The following is a 25,011-nucleotide window of genomic DNA, read 5'->3' as shown; positions in this document are numbered from 1 at the left end:
GCGTGCCGCATCCGTAACGCGCGGGCGTCGCGGTGGACGGAATGGATACCATACGAGGGGCTGCCGGCGACGACGACCTCGCTCGATTTCCCACCGCAGACAGAATCGGATGCCGCATATGGCACGTCAGCTCATCACATCGGCCCTCCCGTACATCAACGGCATCAAGCACCTCGGCAACCTGGTGGGGTCGATGCTGCCAGCAGATGTCTACGCTCGCTATCTGCGTCAGCGCGGTCACGAGGTGCTCTACATCTGCGCAACCGATGAACACGGCACGCCGGCAGAGCTCGCCGCGGCCGAAGCCGGGCTGCCGGTCGATGTCTTCTGCGCCCAGATGCATGAGGCGCAGAAGGCCGTCTACACCGGGTTCGGGCTCTCGTTCGACTACTTCGGGCGCAGCTCATCCGCGCAGAACGCCGAGATCACGCAGCACTTCGCCCGCCGACTGTTCGAGAACGGATTCATTCAGGAGCGGGTGATCCGCCAGGTCTACTCGCCCGTCGACGGGCGCTTCCTCCCCGACCGCTACATCATCGGTACCTGCCCGTACTGCGGTTACGACCGGGCACGCGGCGACCAGTGCGAGAACTGCACCCGCGTGCTCGACCCGGTCGATCTGATCGAGCCGCGCTCGGCGATCAGCAGCAGCCGCGAACTGGAGGTTCGGGAAACCTCGCACCTCTTCCTTCTCCAGTCGAAACTGGCCGGCGAGGTCGAAGCGTGGATTGATTCTGCCAGCCGCGACTGGCCGATCTTGTCATCGTCGATCGCACGCAAATGGCTGGCAGAAGGGCTGCACGACCGCGCCATCACCCGCGACCTGGACTGGGGCGTGGCTGTGCCGGCGGGCACCTGGCCCGAACTCGCGGCTGCCGGCAAGGTGTTCTACGTCTGGTTCGACGCGCCGATCGAGTACATCGGAGCCACCAAGGAATGGGCGGATGCCGCGCCCGGCGACGCGCGTGACTGGCGCTCGTGGTGGTACGACGTTGACGACTCCGTGCACTACACGGAATTCATGGCAAAGGACAACGTTCCCTTCCACACGGTGATGTTTCCGGCGACCCAGCTCGGCACCCGGGAGCCGTGGAAGAAGGTCGACTTCGTCAAGTCGTTCAACTGGCTCACCTTTTATGGCGGCAAGTTCTCCACGTCCCAACAGCGCGGCATCTTCGCCGACACCGCACTGGAGTTGCTGCCTGCCGACTACTGGCGCTATTTTCTGATGGCAAACGCGCCGGAATCCGCAGACGCGTCGTTCACCTGGGAGCTGTTCGCGGCATCCGTCAACAAGGATTTAGCCGACACGCTCGGCAACTTCGTCAACCGGGTGCTGACGTTTTCGGCCAAACGATTTGGTGACACCGTGCCCGCCGGCGCCGCTGCCGGCGACGCCGAGAACGCACTCGGCGAGCAGGTCGCTGGCCTTCTCGCGGAGTATGAAGCGCACCTGGATGCGCTCGAGTTTCGCAAAGCGGCAGGCGCGCTGCGCAACCTGTGGAGCGCCGGCAACGTCTACCTCGATCAGAAGGCACCATGGCTTCAGATCAAGACGGATGCCGCCGAAGCCGCCCAGACGATGCGGATCGCGATGAATCTGATCGACCTCTACTCCGTCGTTTCGGAGCCGTTCATTCCGGCGTCCGCCGCCGCAATGCGCGCCGTCTTCACTCGTGATTCGGATGCCCTCGGCCGCGAAAGTTCCGCCGGTGCGGGTCTTCCCGCGCGCGCCGGCATCCGCACCTGGGTCACGCCGACGCAAGCGCGCCAACTCAACACGGTGCCGGCGGGCACCCCGTTCACGGTTCCACCGGTTCTGTTCGCGAAAATCACCGACGCCGAACTCGCGTCGTACATTGCGCGGTTCGGCGGTCCACTGTAATGCGGCCCGAACGCCGAAGGGCGCGCCCGAGTATAGAGACCCGGGAGCTCTCGACCGCACGCGCTCTTCGAGCAGAATGAACCGCACCCACGAGACATGGATGCCGCTTCTCGTTGTTTCAAATGCGCCTTACATAAGGCGGATTTGAAACAACGAAAATGAGCACATCGAATCCGCGGACGATGCCGCCGGGCCCCGACCGGCACCCGGAGGCTGCACCGAAGACCGACGGAGCAATCACGAGCAACACTGCGAGGACACCGAGCACCAGGCCGACGACGTCCATCCGAGCGACCCCGGCCCTTTGGTTTGCAGGCAGGAGCCGACGCGCGCAGCTTTTCGTCGATACCAGGGGCCGCCGCGTTGACAACGAACACATCGATTAGGTCCATGAATTGCCCAAGCAAGAGCAGCATGAGCATCGACGCGGCGTGCACCGCAAGGTCGACAGCGGGCCCCAGTTCTCTCGCGCGCCAGCTGTCACCATGGCCCGGGCACCGACCGCGTTCCTACCCGAGGAACTCCAGAACGGCGGTCTTGAACGCCCGCGCGCTCAGCGTTGTTACGTGGTTGCGCTTGGGCACGGAGACGTAGGCAGCGCCGAGGGCGCGAGCCAACGCATCCGCCCCGGCTGACAGTGGATCGGTCTCGCCGACCGCGATCAATGTCGGCATCGGTAGCGGGCCGGTCGCAGGCACTTCTGATGCCATGCCCAGTGCGCACGCGGCAAGCGCCTCGCGGTCGGCCCCGACACCGGATGCCGCCGCCCGCAGAATCGCGGTCGCCGTCGCGTCCTCGGCGTCCAACCCTTCGATCAGCACGCGGTGAATCGTCTCGACGCCCCAGGACCGCAATTGCTCCTCCGCGCCGATGCCGCCGAGCACGAGCCTGCGCACCCGCTCGGGCGCGCCCGCGGCCAGCGCACGCGCGACCTGGCTGCCCATCGAATAGCCCATCACGTCGACGCGCTCGAGGCCTTCCGCGTCGAGCACCGCGATCAGGTCGTCCGCCAGCACGCTCGGGCGATACGCCGCGACATCGTGCGGTTTGCTGCTTGCACCGTGTCCGCGCAGGTCGACCGTGACGGCTCCGCGACCTGCCTCGGCGAGCGCCCGCAGCCAGCCGGTGGCTTCCCAGGTGTCTGCGGAATCCGATCCGAAGCCGTGCACGAGCAGCACCGGATCCTCGCCCGGGTCACGACGAAACGCGATCGTCTCGCCGGACGGTCGAACGACGTAGAGCATCAGTCGTCCGGCAGGCTGAGCCGCACCCGACGTTTCGGGGCCGCCTCTTCGGGGATGGTTCCGACGATCCCCGCCTCTTCGTCCGGAATCTCGAAGGTGACCAGCGGTTCCCCGACCAGCAGGTCGTCGTCTTCGCCTGCGTGCAATTCGATGACGGTACCCGTCTGCGGCGACGGCAGCTCGATCGACGATTTGCTCGTCTCGACCTCGACCAGGGGCTCGCCGCGCTCCACGAAATCACCGATCGACACCAGCCACTCGAGCACCTTCGCACCGATCAGCCCCTCGCCGAGATCCGGCAGGTCGAATGTCACACTAGCCACGGCGATACTCCAACGTTTCTTGCACAGCGCCGAGGATGCGATCGATGCTTGGCAGGTAACGCTCCTCGAGCGACTGGCTCGGATATGGCACATCGTACCCGGCCACCCGCCCGACCGGGGCTTTCAGTGCGCCAAAACTGTCGCGCATCAGCAGTGCGACCACTTCGGCGCCGAGCCCAGCGGTGAGTGGCGCCTCGTGAACGACGACCGCACGCCCGGTCCTCGAAACGGATGCCGCCAGCCCCGCCGCGTCGATCGGTTTCAGCCAGCGCAGATCGAGCACCTCGATCTCGACACCGTCTTCCGCGCCGAGCTCGGCAGCCTGCAGGCAGCGAGCAACCATCGCACCCCAAGCGATCAGGGTCACATGTTTGCCGGGTCGAACGATGCGCGAGGTTCCGACGGGAAGGTCGGGCGCAGCATCCGCCGTGTCGACGACACCCTTGTGCCAGTAACGCGCCTTCGGCTCCATGAAGATCACCGGGTCTGGGTCGGCGATGGCCTGCCTCAGCAGCCGATACGCCTCGGCGGGCGTTGACGGCGCAACGACCTTCAGACCGGGAACGTGAGCGTAGAGCGCTTCCATGCTCTCGCCGTGATGCTCGGGCGCGTTGATGCCGCCGAAGCTCGGGAGACGCAGCGTGATCGGCATGTCGAACGCCCCGCGGCTGCGGTTGCGCATGCGGGCGACCTGGTTGACGATCTGATCGAGCGCCGGGTAAGAAAATCCGTCGAATTGGATCTCCGCGACCGGGCGCCACCCGTTCATCGCCAGGCCGACCGCCATGCCCATGATCGCCGACTCCGCCAGCGGCGTGTCGAAAACCCGGTTCGAGCCGAATTGTGCCTGCAAGCCGTCCGTCGCGCGGAAGACGCCGCCGAGTTTGCCGACATCCTCACCGAACACAAGCGTCGTCGGATCCTCATCCAGTGCCCGGGCGAGCGCCATCACGATCGCGCGCTGCATCGTCACGGTGTGCTTCGTGGGCGAGGCGGGGGTGACATCTGCGACAGCGACGTCCTTCAGATCAGCGCTTGTGACATCAGTAGTCATCGTCGGCCTCCGCGATCGCTGCGTTTCGTTGGGCCTTGAACACGGCGGGCGGGTCTGCGAAGACGAAATCGAACATTTCGGCTGTCGGCCGACTCTTCAACGCGATCGTGCCCTGTCGCACGCGTTCGACTTCTGCGCGTACGCACGCTGCGACCTCGTCGAACACGACGTCAGCCACACCGGATGCCCGCAACCGCGCCTCCGCCGCCACCAGCGGATCACGACTCTGCCAGTCGTGTTCTTCCGCAAGGGAGCGGTAGCGGCCGGGGTCGTCTGAAGTGGAATGCGGGCCGATCCGGTAGGTCATCGCCTCGACGACTGTGGCGCCGCCGCCGGAGCGGGCGCGAGCCAGCGCGTCCGTCACCTCGTCGTAGACCGCAAGCACATCGTTGCCATTGACGCGAACGCCAGGCATGCCGTAGCCGGCGGCGCGCGCCGCGACGGAACCGCCCGCGACCTGCCCGCTGGTCGGCAGGGAGATGGCCCAGCCGTTGTTCTGGCAGAAGAAGACGACCGGCAGGTTCCAGACGCCGGCGAAGTTCATCGCCTCGTGAATGTCGCCCTGCGAGCTCGCGCCATCGCCGAAGTACGCGATCGACGCACCGCTGCGGCCGGCGAGCTTCTCCCCCAACGCCCAGCCCATGGCGTGCGGCGCGGGCGCGCCCACAACGGCGTTGATCGGTGCAAGCCGGGCGGCGGCAAAGTCATACATGCCTCCGTGCCAACTGCCCTGGTGCGAGGCCAGATAGCCGACGAGGTCGGCACCGAGAGCAACGGCGACGCCGAGTTCGCGGTAGGTCGGAAAGGCGAAGTCCCGCGCACGATCCAGGGCGCTGGCACTGCCGACCTGCGCAGCTTCCTGACCGCGCGCCGGCGCGTAGCCGGGAATAATGCCCTGCCGCTGCATCGCGACGGACTCGAGGTCGAGTTCGCGGGCAAGAAGCATCCGCTCATACAGGGTCTCGAGCAGCGCGAGGCGGTCGCCGGAGACGGCTGGGGCCACGGCCGCTTCAGGGGTCCGGGATAGTGTCGCGTGCATCCGCGCCTCCTTGCTCGGTCAGCGAGTATCATCGCCAGATTGGCATGCTTCCGTCGACCGAGCAATTCGTCTACTCAGGCTTGATCAGAGTGAGCAGAACCAGCAGTCATCAACCTCCCCCGGTTAGCAATCTGACCAATTAGTACGCCGAGGAATCTCAGCACAACATCCACGAGAACGGATGAAATCGGGCTGGTTCAGCCGAGCCAGGCGCAGTTCATCCGACCTTCGAGCTCGTGGTAAGTTCGGCACCGGCCCGCGCCAGTTCGTCCAACGCGGCCGCGCTCGTGTCATTCGCGACGCCGGCGATCAGATCCGTCAAGACCCGCACGCGAGTGCCGTGGGCGATCGCATCCAGTGCCGACGCGCGCACACAATAGTCGGTGGCGATGCCGACAACATCCAGGTCGGTGATGCCGCGCCGAGCGATCACCGCATGCAATTCCTCGCCGTCATCCGTCGTGCCTTCGTAGGCGGAGTAAGCTGCGATGCCCTGCCCCTTGCGCACGTGCACGTCGATTCGCTTGTCGTCGAGCGCTGGGTGGTAGCGCGCTCCCGCAGTTCCTGCGACGCAGTGCGGCGGCCAGGTCGTCGCGAAGTCGGGGGCGGCATCCGTCGCAAAATGTCCGTCATTGTCGTCGTTCGGATTGTGCCAGTCGCGCGAGGCGACGACTGTGGCGTACAACTCCGGATGCCCCGTCAACAGCGCCGTCACACCGCTCGCGACCGCCGCGCCGCCGGTTACGGCGAGGGCTCCGCCCTCCGTGAAGTCATTCTGCACGTCGACGATCAGAAGCGCTCGAGACATACCTTCAATGCTACGCGCGGGCCGCTCGGGCCTTATGGTTGTGTCCGCCCCGCGAAGCTGCGCGGCGAAGTTGCGCGGAATTCAGGTTAGAACGCCCGACACGCCGATACCGGCCTCGCCGACCCCCAGTCCAACCTGAATTCCGCGCAGAGACAGGCCACAGCCACGGAACTGCGACCGACGGATGCCGCGACCGCACGACACCGCGCCCGACCGACACCACAGGCTGCCGGACACCACAGGCTGCCGGACACCGCAACCGCCGCTACCGCCGACGGCCCCTCCCCCCGATCAGTTGTTCGACAGGTTGTTGCCGCAGCGGAAGAACCCCGTCACCAGGGCATCGATCGCGGTCTTCGCGTTGTCCTGCACGTTGCCGAGCGCATACACGGCGAAGGTCAGGGCGGTGCCATCCTGCGCGTGCACAACGCCGGCGAGCGTGTACCCGTTGTTGATCCAGCCGGTCTTGGCGTTGACGGCGCCGCGGGCAACGGAACTGTCGCCGGTGAAACGGCCATACCCGGGGCCGAGCGTGCCGGATTGGCCTGACACCGGCAACGAGTCGTAGACGACGCCGAGGCCGTCTTGGCGGTTCAGCACCTTGACCATGAGGCGGGTCAGGTATGAGGGCGGCACCCGGTTGTCGCCGCTGAGACCCGACCCGTCCACGACCGTGATACCGGTCGTGTCGATTCCATACGATGCAAGGCCCTTCAGAACGCCCGCGTTCTCCGCCGCGAACGTGTTGCCGGAGCCGGTCTTGATGGCCACCAGCCGCGCCAGCATCTCCATGATCGTGTTGTCCGACACCGACAGGGCCTGGCTGAGCAGTGCCGTCACCGGTTGCGAGAGCACCTGGCCGAGTTGAGCTGCACCCGCCGGCGCCGTGCCGGTGCTGACATTGACATTGCCGCCGAGATCGCTGGCGAAGGCGGCCCCGGCGCGGCCGACTGGGTCAGTGCTGCGTGGTGATTCGATCGCGTACGGGTCGTCGCGGTCGCCGTCGACCTGCAGCGCCGTGATGTACGACGTGCTGCCTTCAACGACGCGTTCCTCGTGCTCATCCCAACTCGGTTGCCAGACCGGTCCGCCGAACAGCGACGCATCCAGAACAACGGATGTGATCGGCTGGCCATTGTTCGACGGATCCGCCGCCCACGCCGCCTTCACCTGCGCGGCGAGTGCATCCAGATGCGGTGCGCCGGTGTAGAACGCGCTATCGCCGGTCGCGGTACGCGAGAGCGTGACGTCGCCGCCGCCGACCAGCACGACTTGCCCGGGCACGGACCCCTTGACCACCGTGGTCGGCACTTGATAGTTCGGGCCGAGCACGCTGAGCGCGGCCGCAGCAGTGAGGATCTTCATGACGCTCGCCGTAGCGGCCGGGGTCGACCCGTTACGGTCGAAGAGCACCTCGCCTGTCGTCGGGTTGAGTACTTGGGCTTCCAGCGTGCCGAGTCGGGCATCCTGCGCGAGCGACGCGACCGAGCAGGTGCGCACCTTGCTCGCAGCCAACACCGGCGTGGGCACGGGGCGGGTCGGCGTGGGTGTTGCGGTCGGTGTCGCCGACGAGCTCGGGCCTGCCGCGGCCACCGGCGTTGCCGCTGCGCCGGTCAGCGCCCCGAGTGCCACCGTTCCGCCGCCGATCAGCACGCATCCGGCGGTCACGCCTGCAATGATCCACGCTCGCGGATGCTTGCGAATCGCCGCCAGCAGACCGCCGAACGTCGCGCGCCGGGCCGGGTCCAACCGCCTTCGACGTGTTGCGGATGCGACAGGCGCTGCAATCAACTCGGTGGGAGCGTCGGCCGCGAGAGCTTCCACGGCCGGGTTGACTGCATCCGCACTCACTGCATCCGGACTCACGGCATCCGCACTGACTGCATCCGGACTGACGGCATCCGATCCCGTTTCGCCGTCGCCAGGGCGCGGTGGGACCGGGTCGGTTTCGTGCATCCGAGCAGTGTAACCGCTGATTCTGGGAGAAATGAACCCCATACGGGGCTATTCGCCGGGGTAGACCAGCCCGATCTGGCTGCGGATCTCATCGAGCGTGCGCATGATCGACACCGACTCATCCGGCCGCATCAGTGGGCTGGCGGTCAAGCCTTGAGCGATCAGTCGCTCGGCCTCCACCGCCTGGAATTGCTTGCCGCCGACGACATCCGATTCATAGGTTTCGAGCACATCACCCGAGTTGGCGATCACACGGAAATCGGTCGGCGCGTACCACACCGCGTCGATCTCGATCCGAGCATCAGCACCCTCGATTACGGCTCGATTGGCGCCGCGCGTGTCGCTGGCGGAGAACGTGGTGGCGAGTCCTCCGCCCGCATACCGGAACACGGTTGCGACCGCACTGTCCGCGCCGGTGTCGCGGAAGCGCGCATCCGCTCGAACCGATTCCGGCTCGCCGAACAGGTGCGCTGCGAACGAGATCGGGTAGACGCCGAGGTCGAGCAGGGCGCCGCCGCCGAGCTCGAGTGCGTTGATGCGGTGGGCGGGGTCGTCCGGCAACTTCTGCGCGTGCTCTGCAGAGAAGGAGAGCAGACGGCCGAGCGTGCCTGCTGCGATGATCTCGTCAATGCGCGCGATGTGCGGCAGAAACCGGGTCCACATCGCTTCGAGCAGCAACAGGTGCTTCTCGGCGGCCAGGTCGGCGAGTTGTTGCGCCTGAAGCGCATTGATCGTGAGCGGCTTCTCCACGAGCACGTGCTTGCCCGCATTCAGAGCCAAACTCGCGTTCGCAACGTGAAGCGGATGCGGTGTGGCCACGTAAACGATGTCGACATCCGGATCCGCGACGAGCGCCTCGTAGCTCGCGTGCGCGGTCGGGATGCCGAATTCGGCGGCGAATGCATTGGCAGATTGCGGGGAACGCGATCCGACGGCCTGCAGACGGAATCCGTTGGCCGTGAGATCGCGCGCGAATGTGTGTGCGATCCCGCCCGTGGCGAGGATTCCCCACCGCAGACTGTTGGTCATGTGATCTCCTGTTGAGCCGCCTATCAGAATCGAACTGATGACCTATTCATTACGAGTGAATCGCTCTACCGACTGAGCTAAGGCGGCCTGGCTTACAGCCGCGGACGAGTCTACATGAGGCCCGGCCCCGCGCGGAAATTGGTTGGGGCCTTGCGGGCCGACCGAAAGCGCTACGGCCATCCCCGCGCTGGCCGAGTACCCCGCGAGCTTTCGGTCCCTGAACGCAGCCGAAGGGCGAGCAGGCGTATCGAGCGTGGGGGTCGCTTCGCGCCTTGGTGGTAGGCGGAAATGCGGACACTTCTCTAGGAGGCCCGTTAGCCGCACTGGGAGGGTCTCGATACGCTCGCTGGCGCTCGCTACTCGACCAACGAGGGTGAAGGCGCTCGCTACGCGACCGGCGAGGAATGCCGAGCATCTCGGTCTCGATACGCTCGCTGGCGCTCGCTACTCGACCGACGAGGGTGAAGGCGCTCGCTACTCGACCGGCGGTGGCGAAACCTCGTCAGTGCGATTTGTTCCGAAGGCTCAGCGCCTGCAGCTCGCTGAACGAGTCGCGCAGCCGCGAGACGAGCGCATCCGTGCCGCCGGCATCCGCCCAGCACCACCACGCGTGACGGATGCCCGCGAATGCGACCAGCGTGATCAGCCGCGCTTGAGATTCCAGCTTCTCCTCGTCAAGCCGTTCGCCTGCGCTCAGCGCAGCGTCGTCGTGTTCCAGTCGGCGGCGCACGATCGCCGTCAGATCGGCCTCGAGCTGCTTCATTCCGGCCATGCGCAGGGTGAACAGCTGCGGGTTGTCCTTCAGCAGTGCGCGGCGCAGCTTGTGGATGTCGCGCTCCTCCGCCCCGAGACTGTTCTCGACACCGTCAATGAGCAGGTCCCGGATGCCGTCGAGGATCGTCTGATCAGTACCGTCCGTCACGAACACGTCGACAGCCGCAGTGTCAGGCAGCATCGGCATGTCGCCGATCACAGCGGCTTCCTTCGATGGGAAGTAATTGAAGAACGTGCGCGGTGACACGAGTGCCTGCTCGCTGATGTCGTCGACGGTCACCCGGTCGAAGCCGTGCTCTTTCGACAGCGTGAGCGCAGCGCGCTGAATCGCACGCCGTGTCGCAATCCGTTTGCGTTCGCGCAGCCCGGGCCCTGTCTGGGCGTTGGTGCCCGCAACGTCCGCCGTCATCGTCATGAGTCGATTATTGCAGTGTCGCAACTTTCATGGGCGGGAATCTGCGCAATCATCCGCGCATTCCGCGAACGGCGTATCAAGGCGGGCATCCGCGCACATATGAACGCGCGCTTCGAAACGGGAGTTCAGCACATCGGGTCGGTCTTCGGCACCGTCCCCTTCACGAAGAAGTCGTCGACCGCGTTGTTCACGCACGAATTCGACTTGTTGTACGCCGTGTGGCCCTGACCGCGGTAGGTGATCAGGTGCCCGTTCCGCAGTTCCTTGGAGAGGTTCTGCGCCCAGACATACGGCGTCGCCGGGTCGTTGGTGGTTCCGACGACAAGGATCGGCGCCGATCCGTCGGCATGGATCGGGCCGCGTTTCACGGTGGTGGTGTACGGCCAGTTGGCGCATCCGATGTCCCCGTATGCCATGTACGGTCCGATCACCGGTGCCGCGGCGGCCAGCTGGGCTGCCTGCGCCTGCATCACGGCCGGGTCGTCGTTGTAGGTGTAGTCCAGGCAGTTGATGGCCATGAACGCCTCGGTGGAGTTGTCCTGATACTGACCGGTGGTGGTGTTGCGGCCGTTGTAGCCGTCGGCCAGCTGGAACGCATACGACGCGTCACCCTGCATCACGCTGGTGAACATGTCGCTCAGGTAGCTCCACGCCGTCGCGTCGTAGAGGGGGTAGATGATTGCGGTGACCAGCGTGTTCGCACCGAGCTCACGGCCATCCGAATTGCGGATCGGGCTGGCCTGCACCGACGCGATCAGATTGGCGATCGTCGTCATGCCGGATGCGACCGTGCCGGTGAACGGGCACTTCTTGTTGTTGGCCAGACAGTCTTTGAGGTAGGCGCGCAGGGCACTCTCGAAGCCTTCGGACTGCACTTTGGTGACCTCGAAATTGCTCGCGGCCGGGTCGAGGGCGCCGTCGAGCACGAGTCGCCCGGTCTTGCCGGGGAACAAGTCTGCATAGGTCGCGCCGAGGTAGGTGCCGTACGAGTAGCCGAGGTAGTTGAGCTTCTTGTCACCGAGAACGGCGCGCAGCAGGTCGAGGTCTTTGGCCGCGCTGATGGTGTCTACCTTCGACAGCAGTGCGCCCGTGTTCGCCTTGCACGCCTCACCAAATGCGACCGACGATTGCGTCTGCGCAGCAATCCACGGTGCGGAGCCGGGGGTGCCCGGCGTGATGTCGTACAGGTAGGCATCCATCTGCTTCGCGTCGTAGCATTTCACGGCGGTCGAATGCCCAACGCCGCGAGGGTCGAAGCCGACGACGTCGAAGTTGGCTTGCAGCGTGGCATCCGTCGCGTAGTTGATCGAATCTTTGACGAAGTCGTAACCGGAACCACCAGGGCCTCCGGGATTCACCAGGAGCGAGCCGAGCTTCTTGCCCTTTGCGGGCTGGCGGATGAGCGCCAACTTGATGGTTCCTTCGGTGGGGTGCGCCCAGTCCAGCGGCGCGGTCGCGCTCGTGCACTGCATGGTCTTGTTGCATGGCGTCCAGGTGATGGTCTGGCCGTAGTACTGCTTGAGATCGGCCGGAACCTGCTCGGCAGCCGGTGTCGAGGTCATGCTCGAACCGGAATTGTTGTGCGGCAGGAACGACAGCGGCGAGCACGCGCCGAGCACGGCGACCAGTGACACGGCGAGCGCCGCAGCCGCGAGGCGCGCAATGGGGCGGTGCGTGTGCTGGGGGCGGTGCGTGTGCTGGGGGCAGTGCGTGTGCTGGCGGCCGTGCGTGTGCTGAGGGCGCGCGGTCCAGCGACGTCGCAGGCTGCGGTGTGGGCGGATCGGCACCTATGTCCCCTTTCGGACAACGGAAATCAGCATGGCCTCCAGCGCAAGCAGCGGGGCGACGTTTCCGTCGATGCGTGTACGCGCCTGTGCGATCGCATCCATGACGGAAAGAGTATCCGCGGGTGCAGTGATTTCGCTCAACGCGCTCAGCTCGGCGAAACGCTCACTGTTGACCAGCGCGCTACGGCTGCCGAGCTGCAGCATCATGACATCGCGATACACGGACAGCAGATCGACCAGGATGCGGTCGATCCCGTCGCGCAGACTGCGCGTCGCTCGCCGCTTCTGGTCCTCTTCGAGCTGCCGCAATTGCGCGCGCAAGGCAAGAGGCAGTGTGCCACCCGGGGCGACGCCGAGCGAGCGGAGCGTGCTTTCGCGCTCGGCGGCATCCGTTTCTTCGGTGAGGGCTTTGGCGTCGGCCCCGGCGATCTGCAGCATGCGGGCGGCGGCCTGCACCGCATCCGAAACGCTGCGGATGCCAAGGGCCAGCGTCAGCGTCTCGTCGCGGCGTTCGCGCGCGTCTGGGCTGGTCGCGAGGCGGCGGGCCATGCCGATGTGGCTTTGCGCGTGCCGCGCAGCGCGTTCTGCAAGTGCGGGGTCGACGCCGTCGCGGGAGACGAGCAGGGCCGCGACATCCGCAATGTCGGGCACCCGCAGCCGCACGGTGCGCACCCGGGAACGGATGGTCGGCAGCAGGTCGGCCTCACTCGGCGCGCAGAGGATCCACACGGTACGTTCGGGCGGTTCCTCCAGCTCTTTGAGCAGCACGTTCGAGGTCTGCTCGGTCATGCGGTCAGCGTCTTCGACGACGATTACGCGATAGCGACTCACGGACGGCGAATAGTGCGACAACTTCACCATCTCGCGCACGTCGTCACGCTTGATGATGACGCCGGTCGTGCCGAGCACATTCAGATCCGGATGCGTGCGCGCCCCCACCTGCGCATGCGCCACTGAGTCGCCCCGCGGCGTTCCATCACTGAGCAGGGCCGTCGCGAAGGCGAACGCGAGATTCGACCGGCCCGACCCCGGCGGACCGGTGATCAGCCACGAGTGCGTCATGGCGGTGGGGGCGGGGGTGCTGGGGGCGCTGGGCGCGGGGGTGGCGCCGGGCGCGCGGGTGGCAGTGGGTGTTGCAGGGGTGGCGACCGTGGGAACAGCGGCGGCGGCCTTGAACACCGCGATGGCGTCGGCTTGCCCCGTCAGCTCGTCCCAAACCGCCATGGTTCAAGGCTACCGGCTGCCGCAGACACTGCCGCGCGGCGGCGGCCCGTCAGCAACGGTCGGACCCGGCGGCCCGTCAGCCCGCGGCGGCGGCCCGTCAGCCGCGCAGAATTCAGGCTGGACCGGGGGTCAAACACGCGACACACCCCAAATCCGGCCATCCAACCTGAATCTTGCGCAGCATCAGGCACCAGCTCGGCGCACCGCCGCGCAGCTGCGCAGCAACACCGCCGCGACGTCGCGGCCGCATCACTGTGCTCAACAGCAGCCGCGTCACCGCGCCAGCCTGTTCGGCCGGATCAGAATTCAGGCTGGACCGGGGGTCAAACACGCGACACACCCCAAATCCGGCCATCCAACCTGAATCCTGCGCAGAATCAGGCACCGGCAGCACAGCCCAACGCAGCTGCGCGCTCACGCGGCTGCCCGGCTGCGCCCTGCTGCCGCGCAGAATTCAGGCTGGACCGGGGGTCAAACACGCGACACACCCCAAATCCGGCCATCCAACCTGAATCCTGCGCAGGATCAGGCACCGGCAGCACGGCGCAGCAGCAGCACGACGCTGCAGCGACAGCCGCACAGCACGCGGCAGCAGCGGAGCGCGGCGTCCGACGGCTGCAGCGGAGCGCAGCGCCCTACGGCAGCAGCGGTTCGACGCGAGCGCGGATGGTGGCGGCGAGCGCGTTGACAGGTTGGCCGGCATCCAGAACCAGGAAGCGCTCAGGTTCTGCGGCTGCGAGGTCGAGGTAGGCGGCACGCACTCGCGCGTGGAAATCGGCCTTTTCGGCCTCGAGCCGGTCGTAGCGGGTCCGCGACGAGTCCAGCCGGCTTCGGGCGACGGTCTCGTCCAGATCGAGCAGGATCGTCAGTTGCGGTAGGAGACCGCCGGCCGCCCAGAGCGACAGATTGCGAATCTCGACGGGGTCCAGCGCCCGCCCGACCCCTTGATATGCGATCGAGGAGTCCAAATACCGATCTTGAATCACGATCTGGCCGCGTGCGAGCGCCGGCCGCACCAGAGTCTCAACATGATGGGCCCGATCCGCCGCGTACAGCAATGCCTCGGCGCGCGGCGCAATGTCGCCGCGATGGTGCAGCACCAATTCGCGCACCTCGAGGCCGACCTCCGTGCCGCCGGGTTCGCGCGTGCGCAGCACGCCATACCCCTGCGGCACGAGCCAACTCTCCAGCAGCGTCGCCTGCGTCGACTTACCGGAACCGTCGCCACCCTCGAGCGTGATAAACAATCCGGATGCCGCGTCCGCGCCGCTCCGATCACGCACCGACGGTTGCCCGATGGGATCGCTCACTGCGCCGCGGGCGCCTTCGTCGACACCCCGGTCTTGGCTGCAGGCTTTTTCGCGGCAGCAGCCCGGGCTGCACTCGAGCGCGCGGTGATTGTGCGCGTCGTCGCCCCGTTGGCGGCGGCCGGCGCCTTCGCCGCGGGCTTCTTCGCGGCCGGTTTCTTCGCGGCCGGTTTCTTCGCAGCGGGTTTCTTACCGGCGGCAGGCTTCTTCGCCGCCGGTTTCTTCGCCGGGCCCTTTGCGCGTTTGTCCGCAAGCAGTTGCACCGCCCGGTCGAAGTCGACCTCTTCAACCGTCTCGCCGCGCGGAATCGTCGCGTTGGTCACACCGTCCGTGACATACGGCCCGAAACGGCCGTCTTTCACTCGGATCGGTTTGCCGCTCTCCGGGTCGGCCTCGAATTCCTTGAGCGCACTGGATGCGCGCCGGGCACCATACTTCGGCTGGGCGAACAGGTCGAGCGCACCCTGCAGGTCGATGTCGAAGATCTGATCCTCACTGGTGAGCGACCGGGTGTCTGCACCCTTCTTCAGATACGGGCCGTAGCGACCGTTCTGCGCTTGGATCTCTTCGCCGGACTCGGGATCCGCCCCGACGGTGCGCGGCAGGTCGAGCAGTTTGAGGGCCGTGTCCAAGTCGATGGCATCCAGCTCCATGCTTTTGAACAGGGATGCCGTACGCGGCTTGACCGCCGGCGCCTTCTTCGCAGCAGTCTTCTTTTTCTTCGCATTCTCCGGAACCTCGACGATCTCGCCGGTCTCGGCATCGACCATCTCGCTCGCGACGGCGGCACCAGACACACCAGCGCCCGCAACCGCAGAACCAGCACCAACAGCGGCAGCCCCGGCACCAACTGCAGCAGCGCCGCCGGCAGCGCCCACCTCGTCCGGCGCTTCCGGATCGAGCTCGGTCACATACGGCCCGAACCGACCGTCCTTCGCGACGATATTCTTGCCGTTCGCCGGGTTCACGCCGATGATGCGATCAGTGGCGACCGGCGCGTTGATGAGCTCGTGGGCCTTGGCCGGTGTGAGCTCATCCGGCGCGAGTTCGAGCGGTACATTCACGCGGCGAGGTTGGGCATCCGGTGCTGCGTCGGGATCGACAACCTCGAGATATGGCCCGTACTTGCCGATCCGCAGGGTAATTTCATCGTCGATGCGCACCGAGTTGATCTCGCGCGCGTCGATCTCGCCGAGGTTGTCGACGACTCCGCGCAAGCCCTGGTGGGCGTCACTGCCGAAGTAGAAGCCTTGTAGCCAGTCGGCGCCGCGTGCGGAACCGTCCGCAATGCGGTCGAGGTCGTCCTCGAGCTCCGCCGTGAAGTCGTAGTCGATCAGGTCGCCGAAATACTCCTCGAGCAAGCGCACAACGGCGAATGCCACCCAGTTCGGCACGAGCGCCTGGCCGCGCGGCGTCACATAGCCGCGGTCGACGATCGTGGAGAGGATCGCCGCATACGTCGACGGCCGGCCGACGCCCAACTCTTCAAGGGCCTTGACCAGGCTGGCTTCGGTGTAGCGCGGCGGCGGGGTGGTCTCATGCCCCTTGGCTTCGACACTGGTGACGGCCAGCGCCTGGCCGACGGCCAACGGGGGCAGCTTTGCGTCGCCGGCGGCGGCATCCGCATTGCGTTCTTCGTCCTTGCCCTCTTCATATGCCTGCAGGAAACCGCGGAATGTGATCACGGTTCCGCTCGCCGCGAATTCGGCGACGCTGCCATCGAGCACGCCGCCGACCACGGTCGCCTCGATGGCGACGGATGCCGTCTGGCCCTTTGCGTCGGCCATCTGCGAGGCGACGGTGCGCTTCCAGATCAGGTCGTACAGTTTGAAGTCGTTGCCACGCAACGCGCCCGAAACCTCGCTCGGCGTGCGGAACACCTCGCCGGAGGGCCGAATCGCCTCGTGTGCCTCCTGCGCATTCTTGCTCTTGCCGCTGTAAACGCGCGGCTTCTCCGGCACGGTGTCGGGCCCGTACAGTTTCGCGGCCTGCGAGCGGGCGGCATTCGTCGCCTGCTTCGACAGCGACGGCGAGTCGGTGCGCATGTAGGTGATGTAGCCGTTTTCATACAGCGACTGCGCGACACTCATCGTCTGCCGCGCGGAGAACCGCAGTTTGCGAGCGGCTTCCTGCTGCAGAGTCGATGTCGTGAACGGTGCCGCCGGACGCCGCGAATAGGGCTTGGAATCGACTTTGCTCACGGCGACGTGAGTGCTGTCTTCGCGCAATGCATCGGCGAGCGCCTGCGCCGCGGCCTCGTCCAGCACTGTCGCGGAGCTCTTGAGCTGCCCGCGGTCATCGAAGTCACGACCGGATGCGACACGCTCGCCATTCAGTCTCGCCAGCCGGGATTCGAACGGCGCGGCATTCTCGTCGGGCGAAAACCCGGCAAGCAGGTCCCAGTATCCGGCGGCGACGAACGCCAGGCGCTCACGCTCCCGGTCGACGACCAGTCGGGTGGCCGGCGATTGCACGCGGCCGGCCGAGAGTCCGGGCCCGACCTTGCGCCAGAGAACGGGTGAAACTTCGTAGCCGTAGAGACGGTCGAGCACGCGGCGCGTCTCCTGAGCATCGACCAGGTCGTCGTCGATGTCGCGCGTGTTTTCCCGCGCCGCTTGAATAGCTTCGCGGGTGATCTCGTGGAAGACCATGCGCTTGACGGGAACCTTCGGGTTGAGCACCTCGAGCAGGTGCCAGGCGATGGCTTCGCCTTCGCGGTCCTCATCAGTTGCGAGTAGGAGTTCGTCCGCGTTCTTGAGTGCGCGCCGCAGGTCTGCGACGGTCTTCTTCTTCTGCTCCGAAATGACGTAGTACGGTTTGAAGCCGTTCTCGATGTCGACGCCGAACTTGCCGAGCCCGCCCTTCTTCTGTTCGGGCGAAAGTGCCTTGGGCTCGATCAGGTCACGGATGTGCCCGACCGAAGCCATCACGGTGTACCCGTCTCCGAGGTATTGAGTGATCGATTTCACCTTCGTCGGTGACTCCACGATCACCAACTTCTGCGTGCCTGGCACCGGACTCCTCTTTATTACTGTCGATCCATATTTTCGGGTGGCCAGTCGAGGAGACTATGCCCCGCCCGCATCCGGGCCCCCAGGCGTCGTCCCCCATGACTGAGTCGATTGGGCGACGCCGCCCGTCAGGCACACGATACACACTCACACCGGTTGTCTGCCTAATTCACGCCCGCTCGATGCCCTTGAAGTATTGCCTCCGACGAGGACAATGAGGTACATGGGTACTTCATCTTTCGGCACTTACACGGCCAAGTTGACCGACGGCCCGCTCGAGGGCAAGACGGTGACCACCGAGTTTCTCGACAGCGGTGACCCGCGCCCTCGCATCGAGATTCCGGCGGACTCTAGCGGCAAACGATACCTCTATTCTCGCGCAGCCGGCGTCGAATTCGCGTCGGACGACGCTGGCGACCGTCGCCCCAGCGCCGTCGACTACCGCTATCTCGAGGCTGTCTTCGACTGACGGATGCTGTCGGGCACGTCGGGCACGCTCGTCGCGTGAGTCCGTCGGGCGCGCCTGCTGCGGGAGTCGGTCGGGCGCGCCTGCTGCGTGAGTCCGTCCAGCACGCCGGGAACGCGGAGCTTGCGTGATTCGCGGGCGTCAACTGCCCGGTGGTCCCGCTCGTGCCTCGACGGCGATCTCAAATCCGAGGTACCCAGTTCTTGCGGCTACGGTCGCGATCAATCCATCGAGTTCACAACGGGCTAACTGCGTGCCGTTCAACGCTGCAGCCCGAGTAGCGTTCTCGCAAGGGAAGCCAGCCACGAGACCGGATGCCGTGTCTGCAGCTGCGAGGGCTGCGGCATCCGCGGCACCTGAAACCTGTTGCTTGATCGCAAGCGCGACGCCGACCGGCACCAGCATGCCGATGAGCGCAATCACGGCTGCGATGACGGATATCGCGAGGATCGTGCCGGAACCGCGCTCGCAATCGAGCGCGACTGACCGGCCGGCGCTGCGCCCGCAATCGAGCGCGAGTGACCGGCCGGCGCTGCGCTCGCGTGGGGGCCCGGGCGCAGCGCCGGGTATGTGGGGCCGGCCCAGGGCATCCGCTGGTTGCATGATTAGAGGCCTCCCGCAAGTGCGCAGCTCCGAGCACTGACTGTGATGCCGATCAGCCCGGCAGGCCCGAACGATGCCGGAGCGCTGAGTTGCACGCAGACGAAGTCGCCGTCGCGGTCAGTGCCGAAGACGACGTCGCCAACGGACTGTCGCACGCGAGCTGCGGCCTGATCCGCGCCGTCCCCGCGAGCGAGTGTACGGGCGCCGTCTGCAGCGGCATCCGTCATGCGCACCTGCTGTCCGATCACGGTCACCGCGGCGAGGCAGCAGGCAAGGATCAGCAGAACGGCCGGCATGAGGGCGGCGAATTCGGCGGTCACGCTCCCCCGTTCACAGCGATACCGACAGTGCACGGCGCACCAGATCCGTAAGGATGCCGCGCACTTCATCCCCGCGCAGAATCACGACGAGCAGTCCTGCGAAGCCGACCGCAGCCATTGTTGCGACGGCGTATTCGGCGGTTGCGGCACCGTCCTCACGCCGGAGAGCGGTGGCCGCCCGCTGCAATGCCCCCGCCGGCGAGATTCGTTTCTTCATGAGATTTCCCTTTCGTGTTGCGGCTCCGCGGACTGCGGATTCGCTGTCGGGCGACGCGAGCAAATCCAGCTTGCCCACCGGACGCGCGTCGCGGATGCCAGGTCCGGCGATCCGTGCACAACATTTAGATCGAGGCCACTGTGGAGGAGATGATCGCCAGCAGCAGCGGGGCAACACCGAGCAGCATGAATGCGGGCAGAACGCACACACCAAGCGGCAACATCAGGCGCACCGCGAGGGTCGCGGCGGCCTCTTGCCCTGTCGTGCGCGCCTCACGCCTGGCACGATCCGCTTCGCCGTGCAGTAGCTCTGCGGCCGGAACTCCCGCCCGACTGGAAAGGTCAACGACCCCATCGATCAAGCTCGCATGCGCATCGACAATGCCATATCTGTTGACCGCTTCGCCGACGAGTCTGCGCGCACGATCGACCGATCCGCCGCCCGCCATTGCCATCGCGGTGAGATCGATGCAGAGACCGGGCGTGACATCCGTCGGTGTCGCTCGCCGGATCATCCGCCGATTCCACAACACACCGACAACCATCAGCAGCACGCCAACGGTCAGGCAAACCAGCCCGGGGGCGCTGCCGAACAGTGTCTGCCAGGTATTGAAGCCGAGCCCCAGGCCGAACAGAACCCCGACGACCGGCAGCGCCATTACCAGCCGCGCCGTTGCCGCCGGCCCGGCCAGCGCAACCTGCAAGTCGCGTTGCGTCTGCCCGAGCGCCTGAAACGCGCATGCGAGTTGCCGCAGACACTGCGCGAGCGGTGCCCCCGACTCGGTCGCCACGAACCACGCCGCCGCCAACCCGCACCAAGCTGATCGCAGCCCTGGCTCTTCGCCACCCGCACTGCGAGCGACGGCTGCCGAGATGCTGTCGCCTTCGCCTGCGGCGCGAATCGCGGCCGCAATAACGGGTGCGCCGGGTGGCCGCGGGCGCGAGATGGCATCCGCCCGCTCGTCATCCGTGATCTCCGGCAGGAGGTACCGCCATGCGGCGGCGGGTGGAACGCCGGCCGCGAGCAGCACAGCCAGCCGAGCGGTTACATCGCCGACATCCTCAATCGGCGGCGCGTGCTTGCGGCGACTCATACGATGCCCCCTCAGCCTCTTCGTTGATAATGAGCTGACCACGTTGATCGAGACGGAACCGTCCGATCTGGGTCACGCGGCGAATCCCATCAGTGCGCTCAAGGTGCACGACCAGACCGATTGCGCTGACGGTTTGGCGAGCGATCGCATCCTGGGTCATGCCGGCGAGGGCACCCAACGCCTCGATGCGGGCGGGAACATCCGCCAGGGAATTAGCGTGCAGCGTGCCCGCACCGCCGTCGTGGCCGGTGTTCAGCGCGGCAAGCAGTTCGCGCACTTCTGCACCGCGGCACTCGCCGAGCACAAGCCGGTCAGGACGCATCCGCAGCGCTTCGCGAACGAGCCGGTCCAGGCCGATCGCGCCGGCGCCCTCGAGATTCGGCTGTCGGGACTCAAGGGCAACAACGTGCGGATGATTGATCCGCAACTCCGCGACATCTTCGATCGTCACGATCCTCTCCACGGCGGATGCTTCGCCCAGCAGCGCAGACAACAGCGTCGTCTTTCCACTGCCCGCTGCACCCGTGATCAGGATGTTCTCGCGCCCGCGAATAGCGCGAAGCAGCCTTGCGCGCGTCCGTGGCGCTACGGTGCCGGCGTCGGCAAGCTCAGAAAGCGTGAATCGGGTCTGCCTCGGAATGCGCACGGACAGCAGCGTTCCCGTGGTCGAAATCGGCGGAAGCACGGCGTGCACGCGGATGCCGTCGTGTAGACGCACGTCGACGCACGGGGTCGCTTCGTCGATATGTCTGCCTCCGAGCGAAATCAGCCGCACGGCGAGTTCTCGCAGCGATCGTTCGTCTGCCCACCACGATCGTTGGCGGGACAGTGTTCTGCCGTCGTCCGTCCAAAGTCCGGCTACTCCGTTGACGAACAGATCGGTGACCTGTTCATTCGCCAGATACGGCGCAAGCGGGCCGAACTCCAGCCAGCGCGCGAGCTGATCGTCGGCCGGCACGTCATCAGGCGCGTTCGCTGCATTGGCTGGATCGGCCGGATCGGCTGGATCGACCCCGTTGGTGGCATCGACAGTTACTTCTGCGGGCACGGGCGTGGCTGTGGGTGTATTCACGGACGCGTCCCCGGCTGAGGCTGTGTCTGTGAACGTGTCCCCGGCTGCAGCCATGTCTGTTTCGGCGACCGCGGCAGTAGCTGTAGCTGCGGCCGTGCCCGCGGCGACCTTGGCTTCTGTCAGACCGGTTCTTCCGTGGCTGAACGAGGTGACCCCAATCGAGCCGGTTGCCGCGGAGACGCCTGCGGCCGGCCCAGCGTTAACCCGTTGCGAAGCGGTCGAGCCTACCAGCAGCAGCTCTCCGCGGTCTGCCGACGCCGGCGCCGTCACCCGTGACCGCAGCGGCACCGCGACCGACGTTGAGGGCTGATCACGGTCGATCCGACGCTCACGCGCAACACCAGAGCTTTGCCTCGGCTCCAAGTCGCTCTGCCACGCTCGTTCAGGCACGAACGGCGGCGGGTCGCGTGGCGACCCGTTGACCGGCGCTCGAGCGTCGAGTTGAGCGTTGGATTTGGTCATATTGTGAGGTTAGATCGCTGGCGATGTCCGGCGAAGGCGAGCTGCCGCATCCGTGGACAATGCGCCGCCGCGACCAGACGTTGGGGCCAAGACGACGCCCACCGGGTGCCGCATGCGGCTCCAGCGGCCCGACATCTGCCCCTCTCGTTGCCGAGTGCGCCCAAGTGGTCGTCAAGTACTCATCCACAGCGCCCGAAACGGCCACATGAGCGCACTCGCCGCCAACACAAGGCGCACGCGAGGCCAACGCAAGGCGCACCCGACGCCAACGTGAGGCGCACGGCGCGGCAACGCGGGGGCGCTCGCCGCCAATGCGGGGGCACGCGACGCCAGCGCGGGGCACGGTCAGCGCCAGCCCGCGACGCACGCGGCGCCCGCCCGGGAGGCGCTCGGCGCGACCCAGGGCGGCGCCGCGGCATATAGCCTTTTAACGAAAGGGGGGCGGCACCTATTGGGGGGAACAGGTGCCGCCTCAGCGACGTTGGATTGGGGGGAATCACTTACGCCGCACGCCAGAATATTCATTCGGCCACAGGTCAGTGTACGCCATTTGGGGGGTTTGGCAAGCACTCTTTCCAAAACATTCACGGCAACTTTGAGCCAGCCGTGTGTGCGATTCGCGGCTTCCTTCACTCACGCTATTGTCGATAAATGTCGTGCCCAATCCGGCCCGATTCGACCGAATCCGAGCACTGACTCAACGCGAGCGCTGACCCCAATCCAAGCCCGAGCCACACGACTACCACCCACGCGAACACTGACCCACACGAACACTGACCCACACGAACACTGACCCACGCGAACACTGACCCACGCGAACACTGACCTAATCCGAGCACTGACCCAATCCGGGCATGTGCGCGCCGCAAAGGAGCGAACACGAATGGCCGACACGATCGACAACGCCACGATCGACAACCTGCTGCACGAGGCGCGGCGCTTCCCGCCCACGCCGGAGTTCGCAGCACAGGCCGTCGCCGGCGCTGACCTCTACGAAAGAGCAAAAAGCGACCGCCTCGGCTTCTGGGCAGATCAAGCCCGAGACCTGCTGCACTGGCACAAGCCGTTTACCCGCACCCTCGACTGGACCAACCCGCCGTTCGCCAAGTGGTTCGACGACGGCGAGTTGAACGTCGCATACAACTGCCTCGACCGACATGTTCTCGCCGGCAACGGCGACCGCGTCGCGATCTACTGGGAGGGCGAGCCCGGCGACAGTCGCGCCATCACCTACGCCGAACTCACGGCGGACGTCAAACGCGCGGCTAATTTGTTGACGAGTCTCGGCATCCGCGAAGGAGATCGGGTGGCGATCTATCTGCCGATGATCCCGGAGGCGGTCGTCGCGATGCTGGCCGTCGCGCGGCTCGGCGCGGTGCACTCGGTTGTGTTCGGCGGTTTCAGCTCCGAAAGCCTGCGCTCGCGTATCGACGACGCAAGCGCCAAGGTTGTCATCACGGCGGATGGCGGCTACCGCAAGGGCAAGGCATCCGCTCTGAAACCCGCGGTGGATGCCGCGCTCGCGGCTGGCGAGACCAGCGTCACGAACGTGCTGGTCGTCAAGCGCACCGGACAGGAGATCGGCTGGGTGCAAGGCCGCGACCTGTGGTGGAGCGACGAACTCGCGCAGGTCGACGCGGACCACGTTGCCAAGCCGTTCCCGGCGGAGCACCCGTTGTACATCTTGTACACCAGCGGCACGACCGGCAAGCCGAAGGGCATTCTGCATACCTCCGGCGGTTATTTGACGCAGTGCGCGTTCACGCACAAGGCGGTCTTCGACCTGCACCCCGAGACGGATGTCTACTGGTGCACTGCCGACGTCGGCTGGGTCACCGGACACAGCTACGTCGTCTATGGCCCGCTAGCGAACGGCGCAACCCAGGTGATTTACGAGGGCACCCCCGAGACGCCGCACGCCGGGCGCTGGTGGGAGCTGATTCAGAAGTACAAGGTGTCGATTTTCTACACCGCGCCGACCGCCATCCGTTCGTTCATGAAGCAGGGTCGGCAGATTCCGCAGCAGTTCGACCTGAGTTCGCTGCGGGTGCTCGGTTCGGTCGGCGAGCCGATCAACCCGGAGGCCTGGGTCTGGTACCGCGAGGTCATCGGCGGTGACATCACGCCGGTCGTCGACACCTGGTGGCAGACCGAGACCGGCGCGATCATGGTCTCGCCGCTGCCTGGCGTCACGACGGCGAAACCCGGCAGCGCGCAGACGCCGATCCCGGGCGTCTCGATCGATGTAGTCGATGAGACCGGCGCGTCCGTCGGGCCCGACGAGGGCGGCCTCCTCGTCGCCACCGAGCCGTGGCCCTCGATGCTGCGCGGAATCTGGGGCGACCCCGAGCGCTTCAAAGAGACCTACTGGTCGCGCTTTGACGGCGTCTACTTCGCCGGCGACGGCGCCCGCCGCGACAAGGACGGCGACATCTGGCTGATGGGCCGCGTGGACGACGTGATGAACGTCTCCGGTCACCGCCTGTCGACGGCGGAGATCGAGTCCGCGCTGGTCGCACATCCGCTCACCGCTGAGGCCGCCGTCGTCGGCGCGGCAGACGAGACCACCGGCCAAGCCGTCGTCGCGTTCGTCATCATCAAGGAAAGCCAGCGGGATGCCGCCAGCTCATCGGATGTCTCCGCCATCCTCCGCGCACACGTCGCCGAGCAAATCGGCGCGATTGCTCGCCCACGCCAGATCTTCGTGGTGGACGAGTTGCCCAAGACCCGCAGCGGTAAGATCATGCGCCGCCTGCTCAAAGACGTGGCCGAGGGCCGCGAGGTCGGCGACACGACGACTCTCGCCGACACCACGGTGATGCAGGTGATCACCGACACGGTCCAGTAGGGCGCGCCGCGCGCACTGCCGCCGCCTGTGTGACGCGGCCTCCGCACGTCAGACGTAGCCGCCGCATGCCCTGT

General features: G+C 66.2%; 20 protein-coding genes and 1 tRNA gene. 3 read left to right on the top strand and 18 right to left on the bottom strand.

The window, feature by feature from the left end:
* The first annotated feature begins 118 nt into the window (after positions 1-118).
* The gene (metG, locus tag QU604_RS06495) at positions 119-1,885 is read left to right on the top strand and encodes a methionine--tRNA ligase (protein WP_308467991.1); all 1,767 of its coding nucleotides are present in this window, start codon (positions 119-121) and stop codon (positions 1,883-1,885) included.
* 509 nt (positions 1,886-2,394) lie between these two features.
* On the opposite strand, the gene QU604_RS06490 is transcribed toward metG, so the two are convergent.
* The 13 genes from QU604_RS06490 to topA form a co-directional block, all read right to left on the bottom strand.
* The gene (locus tag QU604_RS06490) at positions 2,395-3,129 is read right to left on the bottom strand and encodes an alpha/beta fold hydrolase (protein ID WP_308467990.1); all 735 of its coding nucleotides are present in this window, start codon (positions 3,127-3,129) and stop codon (positions 2,395-2,397) included.
* Positions 3,129-3,452: a biotin/lipoyl-containing protein gene (locus QU604_RS06485; protein ID WP_308467989.1), complete on the bottom strand. Its 324-nt coding sequence runs from the start codon at positions 3,450-3,452 to the stop codon at positions 3,129-3,131. The genes QU604_RS06490 and QU604_RS06485 overlap by 1 nt, the downstream gene beginning before the upstream one ends.
* Complete coding sequence (locus QU604_RS06480; RefSeq protein ID WP_409350001.1) at positions 3,445-4,506, bottom strand: alpha-ketoacid dehydrogenase subunit beta; 1,062 nt, start codon at positions 4,504-4,506, stop codon at positions 3,445-3,447. The genes QU604_RS06485 and QU604_RS06480 overlap by 8 nt, the downstream gene beginning before the upstream one ends.
* A complete protein-coding gene (locus QU604_RS06475) occupies positions 4,496-5,545 on the bottom strand; it encodes a thiamine pyrophosphate-dependent enzyme (RefSeq protein WP_308467988.1) in 1,050 nt (349 codons plus the stop codon). The genes QU604_RS06480 and QU604_RS06475 overlap by 11 nt, the downstream gene beginning before the upstream one ends.
* A gap of 217 nt (positions 5,546-5,762) precedes the next feature.
* On the bottom strand, positions 5,763-6,353 hold the full coding sequence (locus tag QU604_RS06470) for an isochorismatase family protein (RefSeq protein WP_308467987.1): 591 nt from the start codon (positions 6,351-6,353) through the stop codon (positions 5,763-5,765).
* A gap of 291 nt (positions 6,354-6,644) precedes the next feature.
* Complete coding sequence (locus QU604_RS06465; RefSeq protein WP_308467986.1) at positions 6,645-8,309, bottom strand: D-alanyl-D-alanine carboxypeptidase/D-alanyl-D-alanine-endopeptidase; 1,665 nt, start codon at positions 8,307-8,309, stop codon at positions 6,645-6,647.
* A 48-nt stretch (positions 8,310-8,357) separates the two neighbouring features.
* On the bottom strand, positions 8,358-9,338 hold the full coding sequence (locus QU604_RS06460; RefSeq protein ID WP_308467985.1) for a Gfo/Idh/MocA family protein: 981 nt from the start codon (positions 9,336-9,338) through the stop codon (positions 8,358-8,360).
* Positions 9,339-9,352: 14 nt separating this feature from the next.
* Positions 9,353-9,425: transfer RNA gene (locus tag QU604_RS06455), tRNA-Thr, on the bottom strand.
* 415 nt (positions 9,426-9,840) lie between these two features.
* Entirely contained in the window at positions 9,841-10,527 is a 687-nt protein-coding gene (locus QU604_RS06450; RefSeq protein WP_308467984.1) for a TetR family transcriptional regulator, read from the bottom strand.
* 125 nt (positions 10,528-10,652) lie between these two features.
* Positions 10,653-12,314: an alpha/beta hydrolase gene (locus QU604_RS06445; RefSeq protein WP_308467983.1), complete on the bottom strand. Its 1,662-nt coding sequence runs from the start codon at positions 12,312-12,314 to the stop codon at positions 10,653-10,655.
* A complete protein-coding gene (locus tag QU604_RS06440; RefSeq protein ID WP_308467982.1) occupies positions 12,315-13,538 on the bottom strand; it encodes a DNA polymerase III subunit delta' in 1,224 nt (407 codons plus the stop codon).
* 635 nt (positions 13,539-14,173) lie between these two features.
* Positions 14,174-14,848, bottom strand: coding sequence for a dTMP kinase (tmk, locus tag QU604_RS06435; RefSeq protein WP_308467981.1), 675 nt, complete (start codon positions 14,846-14,848; stop codon positions 14,174-14,176).
* Positions 14,845-17,859, bottom strand: a complete 3,015-nt coding sequence (gene topA, locus QU604_RS06430; protein ID WP_308467980.1) for a type I DNA topoisomerase — start codon at positions 17,857-17,859, stop codon at positions 14,845-14,847. The genes tmk and topA overlap by 4 nt, the downstream gene beginning before the upstream one ends.
* 220 nt (positions 17,860-18,079) lie before the next feature.
* On the opposite strand from topA, the gene QU604_RS06425 reads away from it, so the two are divergent.
* Positions 18,080-18,325 (top strand): hypothetical protein, encoded by a 246-nt coding sequence (locus QU604_RS06425; RefSeq protein WP_308467979.1) that lies wholly within the window; start codon positions 18,080-18,082, stop codon positions 18,323-18,325.
* A gap of 138 nt (positions 18,326-18,463) precedes the next feature.
* On the opposite strand, the gene QU604_RS06420 is transcribed toward QU604_RS06425, so the two are convergent.
* From QU604_RS06420 to QU604_RS22180, 5 genes are all read right to left on the bottom strand, one after another.
* On the bottom strand, positions 18,464-18,925 hold the full coding sequence (locus QU604_RS06420; RefSeq protein WP_308467978.1) for an Rv3654c family TadE-like protein: 462 nt from the start codon (positions 18,923-18,925) through the stop codon (positions 18,464-18,466).
* Between the two features lie 2 nt (positions 18,926-18,927).
* Positions 18,928-19,245 (bottom strand): TadE family type IV pilus minor pilin, encoded by a 318-nt coding sequence (locus QU604_RS06415; protein WP_308467977.1) that lies wholly within the window; start codon positions 19,243-19,245, stop codon positions 18,928-18,930.
* Positions 19,246-19,255: 10 nt separating this feature from the next.
* Complete coding sequence (locus QU604_RS06410) at positions 19,256-19,462, bottom strand: DUF4244 domain-containing protein (RefSeq protein ID WP_308467976.1); 207 nt, start codon at positions 19,460-19,462, stop codon at positions 19,256-19,258.
* 124 nt (positions 19,463-19,586) lie between these two features.
* Positions 19,587-20,555: a type II secretion system F family protein gene (locus tag QU604_RS06405; protein WP_308467975.1), complete on the bottom strand. Its 969-nt coding sequence runs from the start codon at positions 20,553-20,555 to the stop codon at positions 19,587-19,589.
* Positions 20,524-22,089: a TadA family conjugal transfer-associated ATPase gene (locus QU604_RS22180; RefSeq protein WP_409350000.1), complete on the bottom strand. Its 1,566-nt coding sequence runs from the start codon at positions 22,087-22,089 to the stop codon at positions 20,524-20,526. The genes QU604_RS06405 and QU604_RS22180 overlap by 32 nt, the downstream gene beginning before the upstream one ends.
* Before the next feature lie 883 nt (positions 22,090-22,972).
* Here QU604_RS22180 and acs point away from each other — a divergent pair.
* Positions 22,973-24,937, top strand: a complete 1,965-nt coding sequence (gene acs, locus QU604_RS06395) for an acetate--CoA ligase (RefSeq protein ID WP_308467974.1) — start codon at positions 22,973-22,975, stop codon at positions 24,935-24,937.
* The last annotated feature ends 74 nt before the right edge of the window (positions 24,938-25,011 follow it).

Origin of the sequence: Rathayibacter sp. SW19 (assembly GCF_030866825.1) — a bacterium.
Lineage (GTDB): Bacteria > Actinomycetota > Actinomycetes > Actinomycetales > Microbacteriaceae > Rathayibacter_A > Rathayibacter_A soli.
Note: the sequence above shows the minus strand (reverse complement) of the source record. Positions and strands in the feature narration are given on the sequence as shown.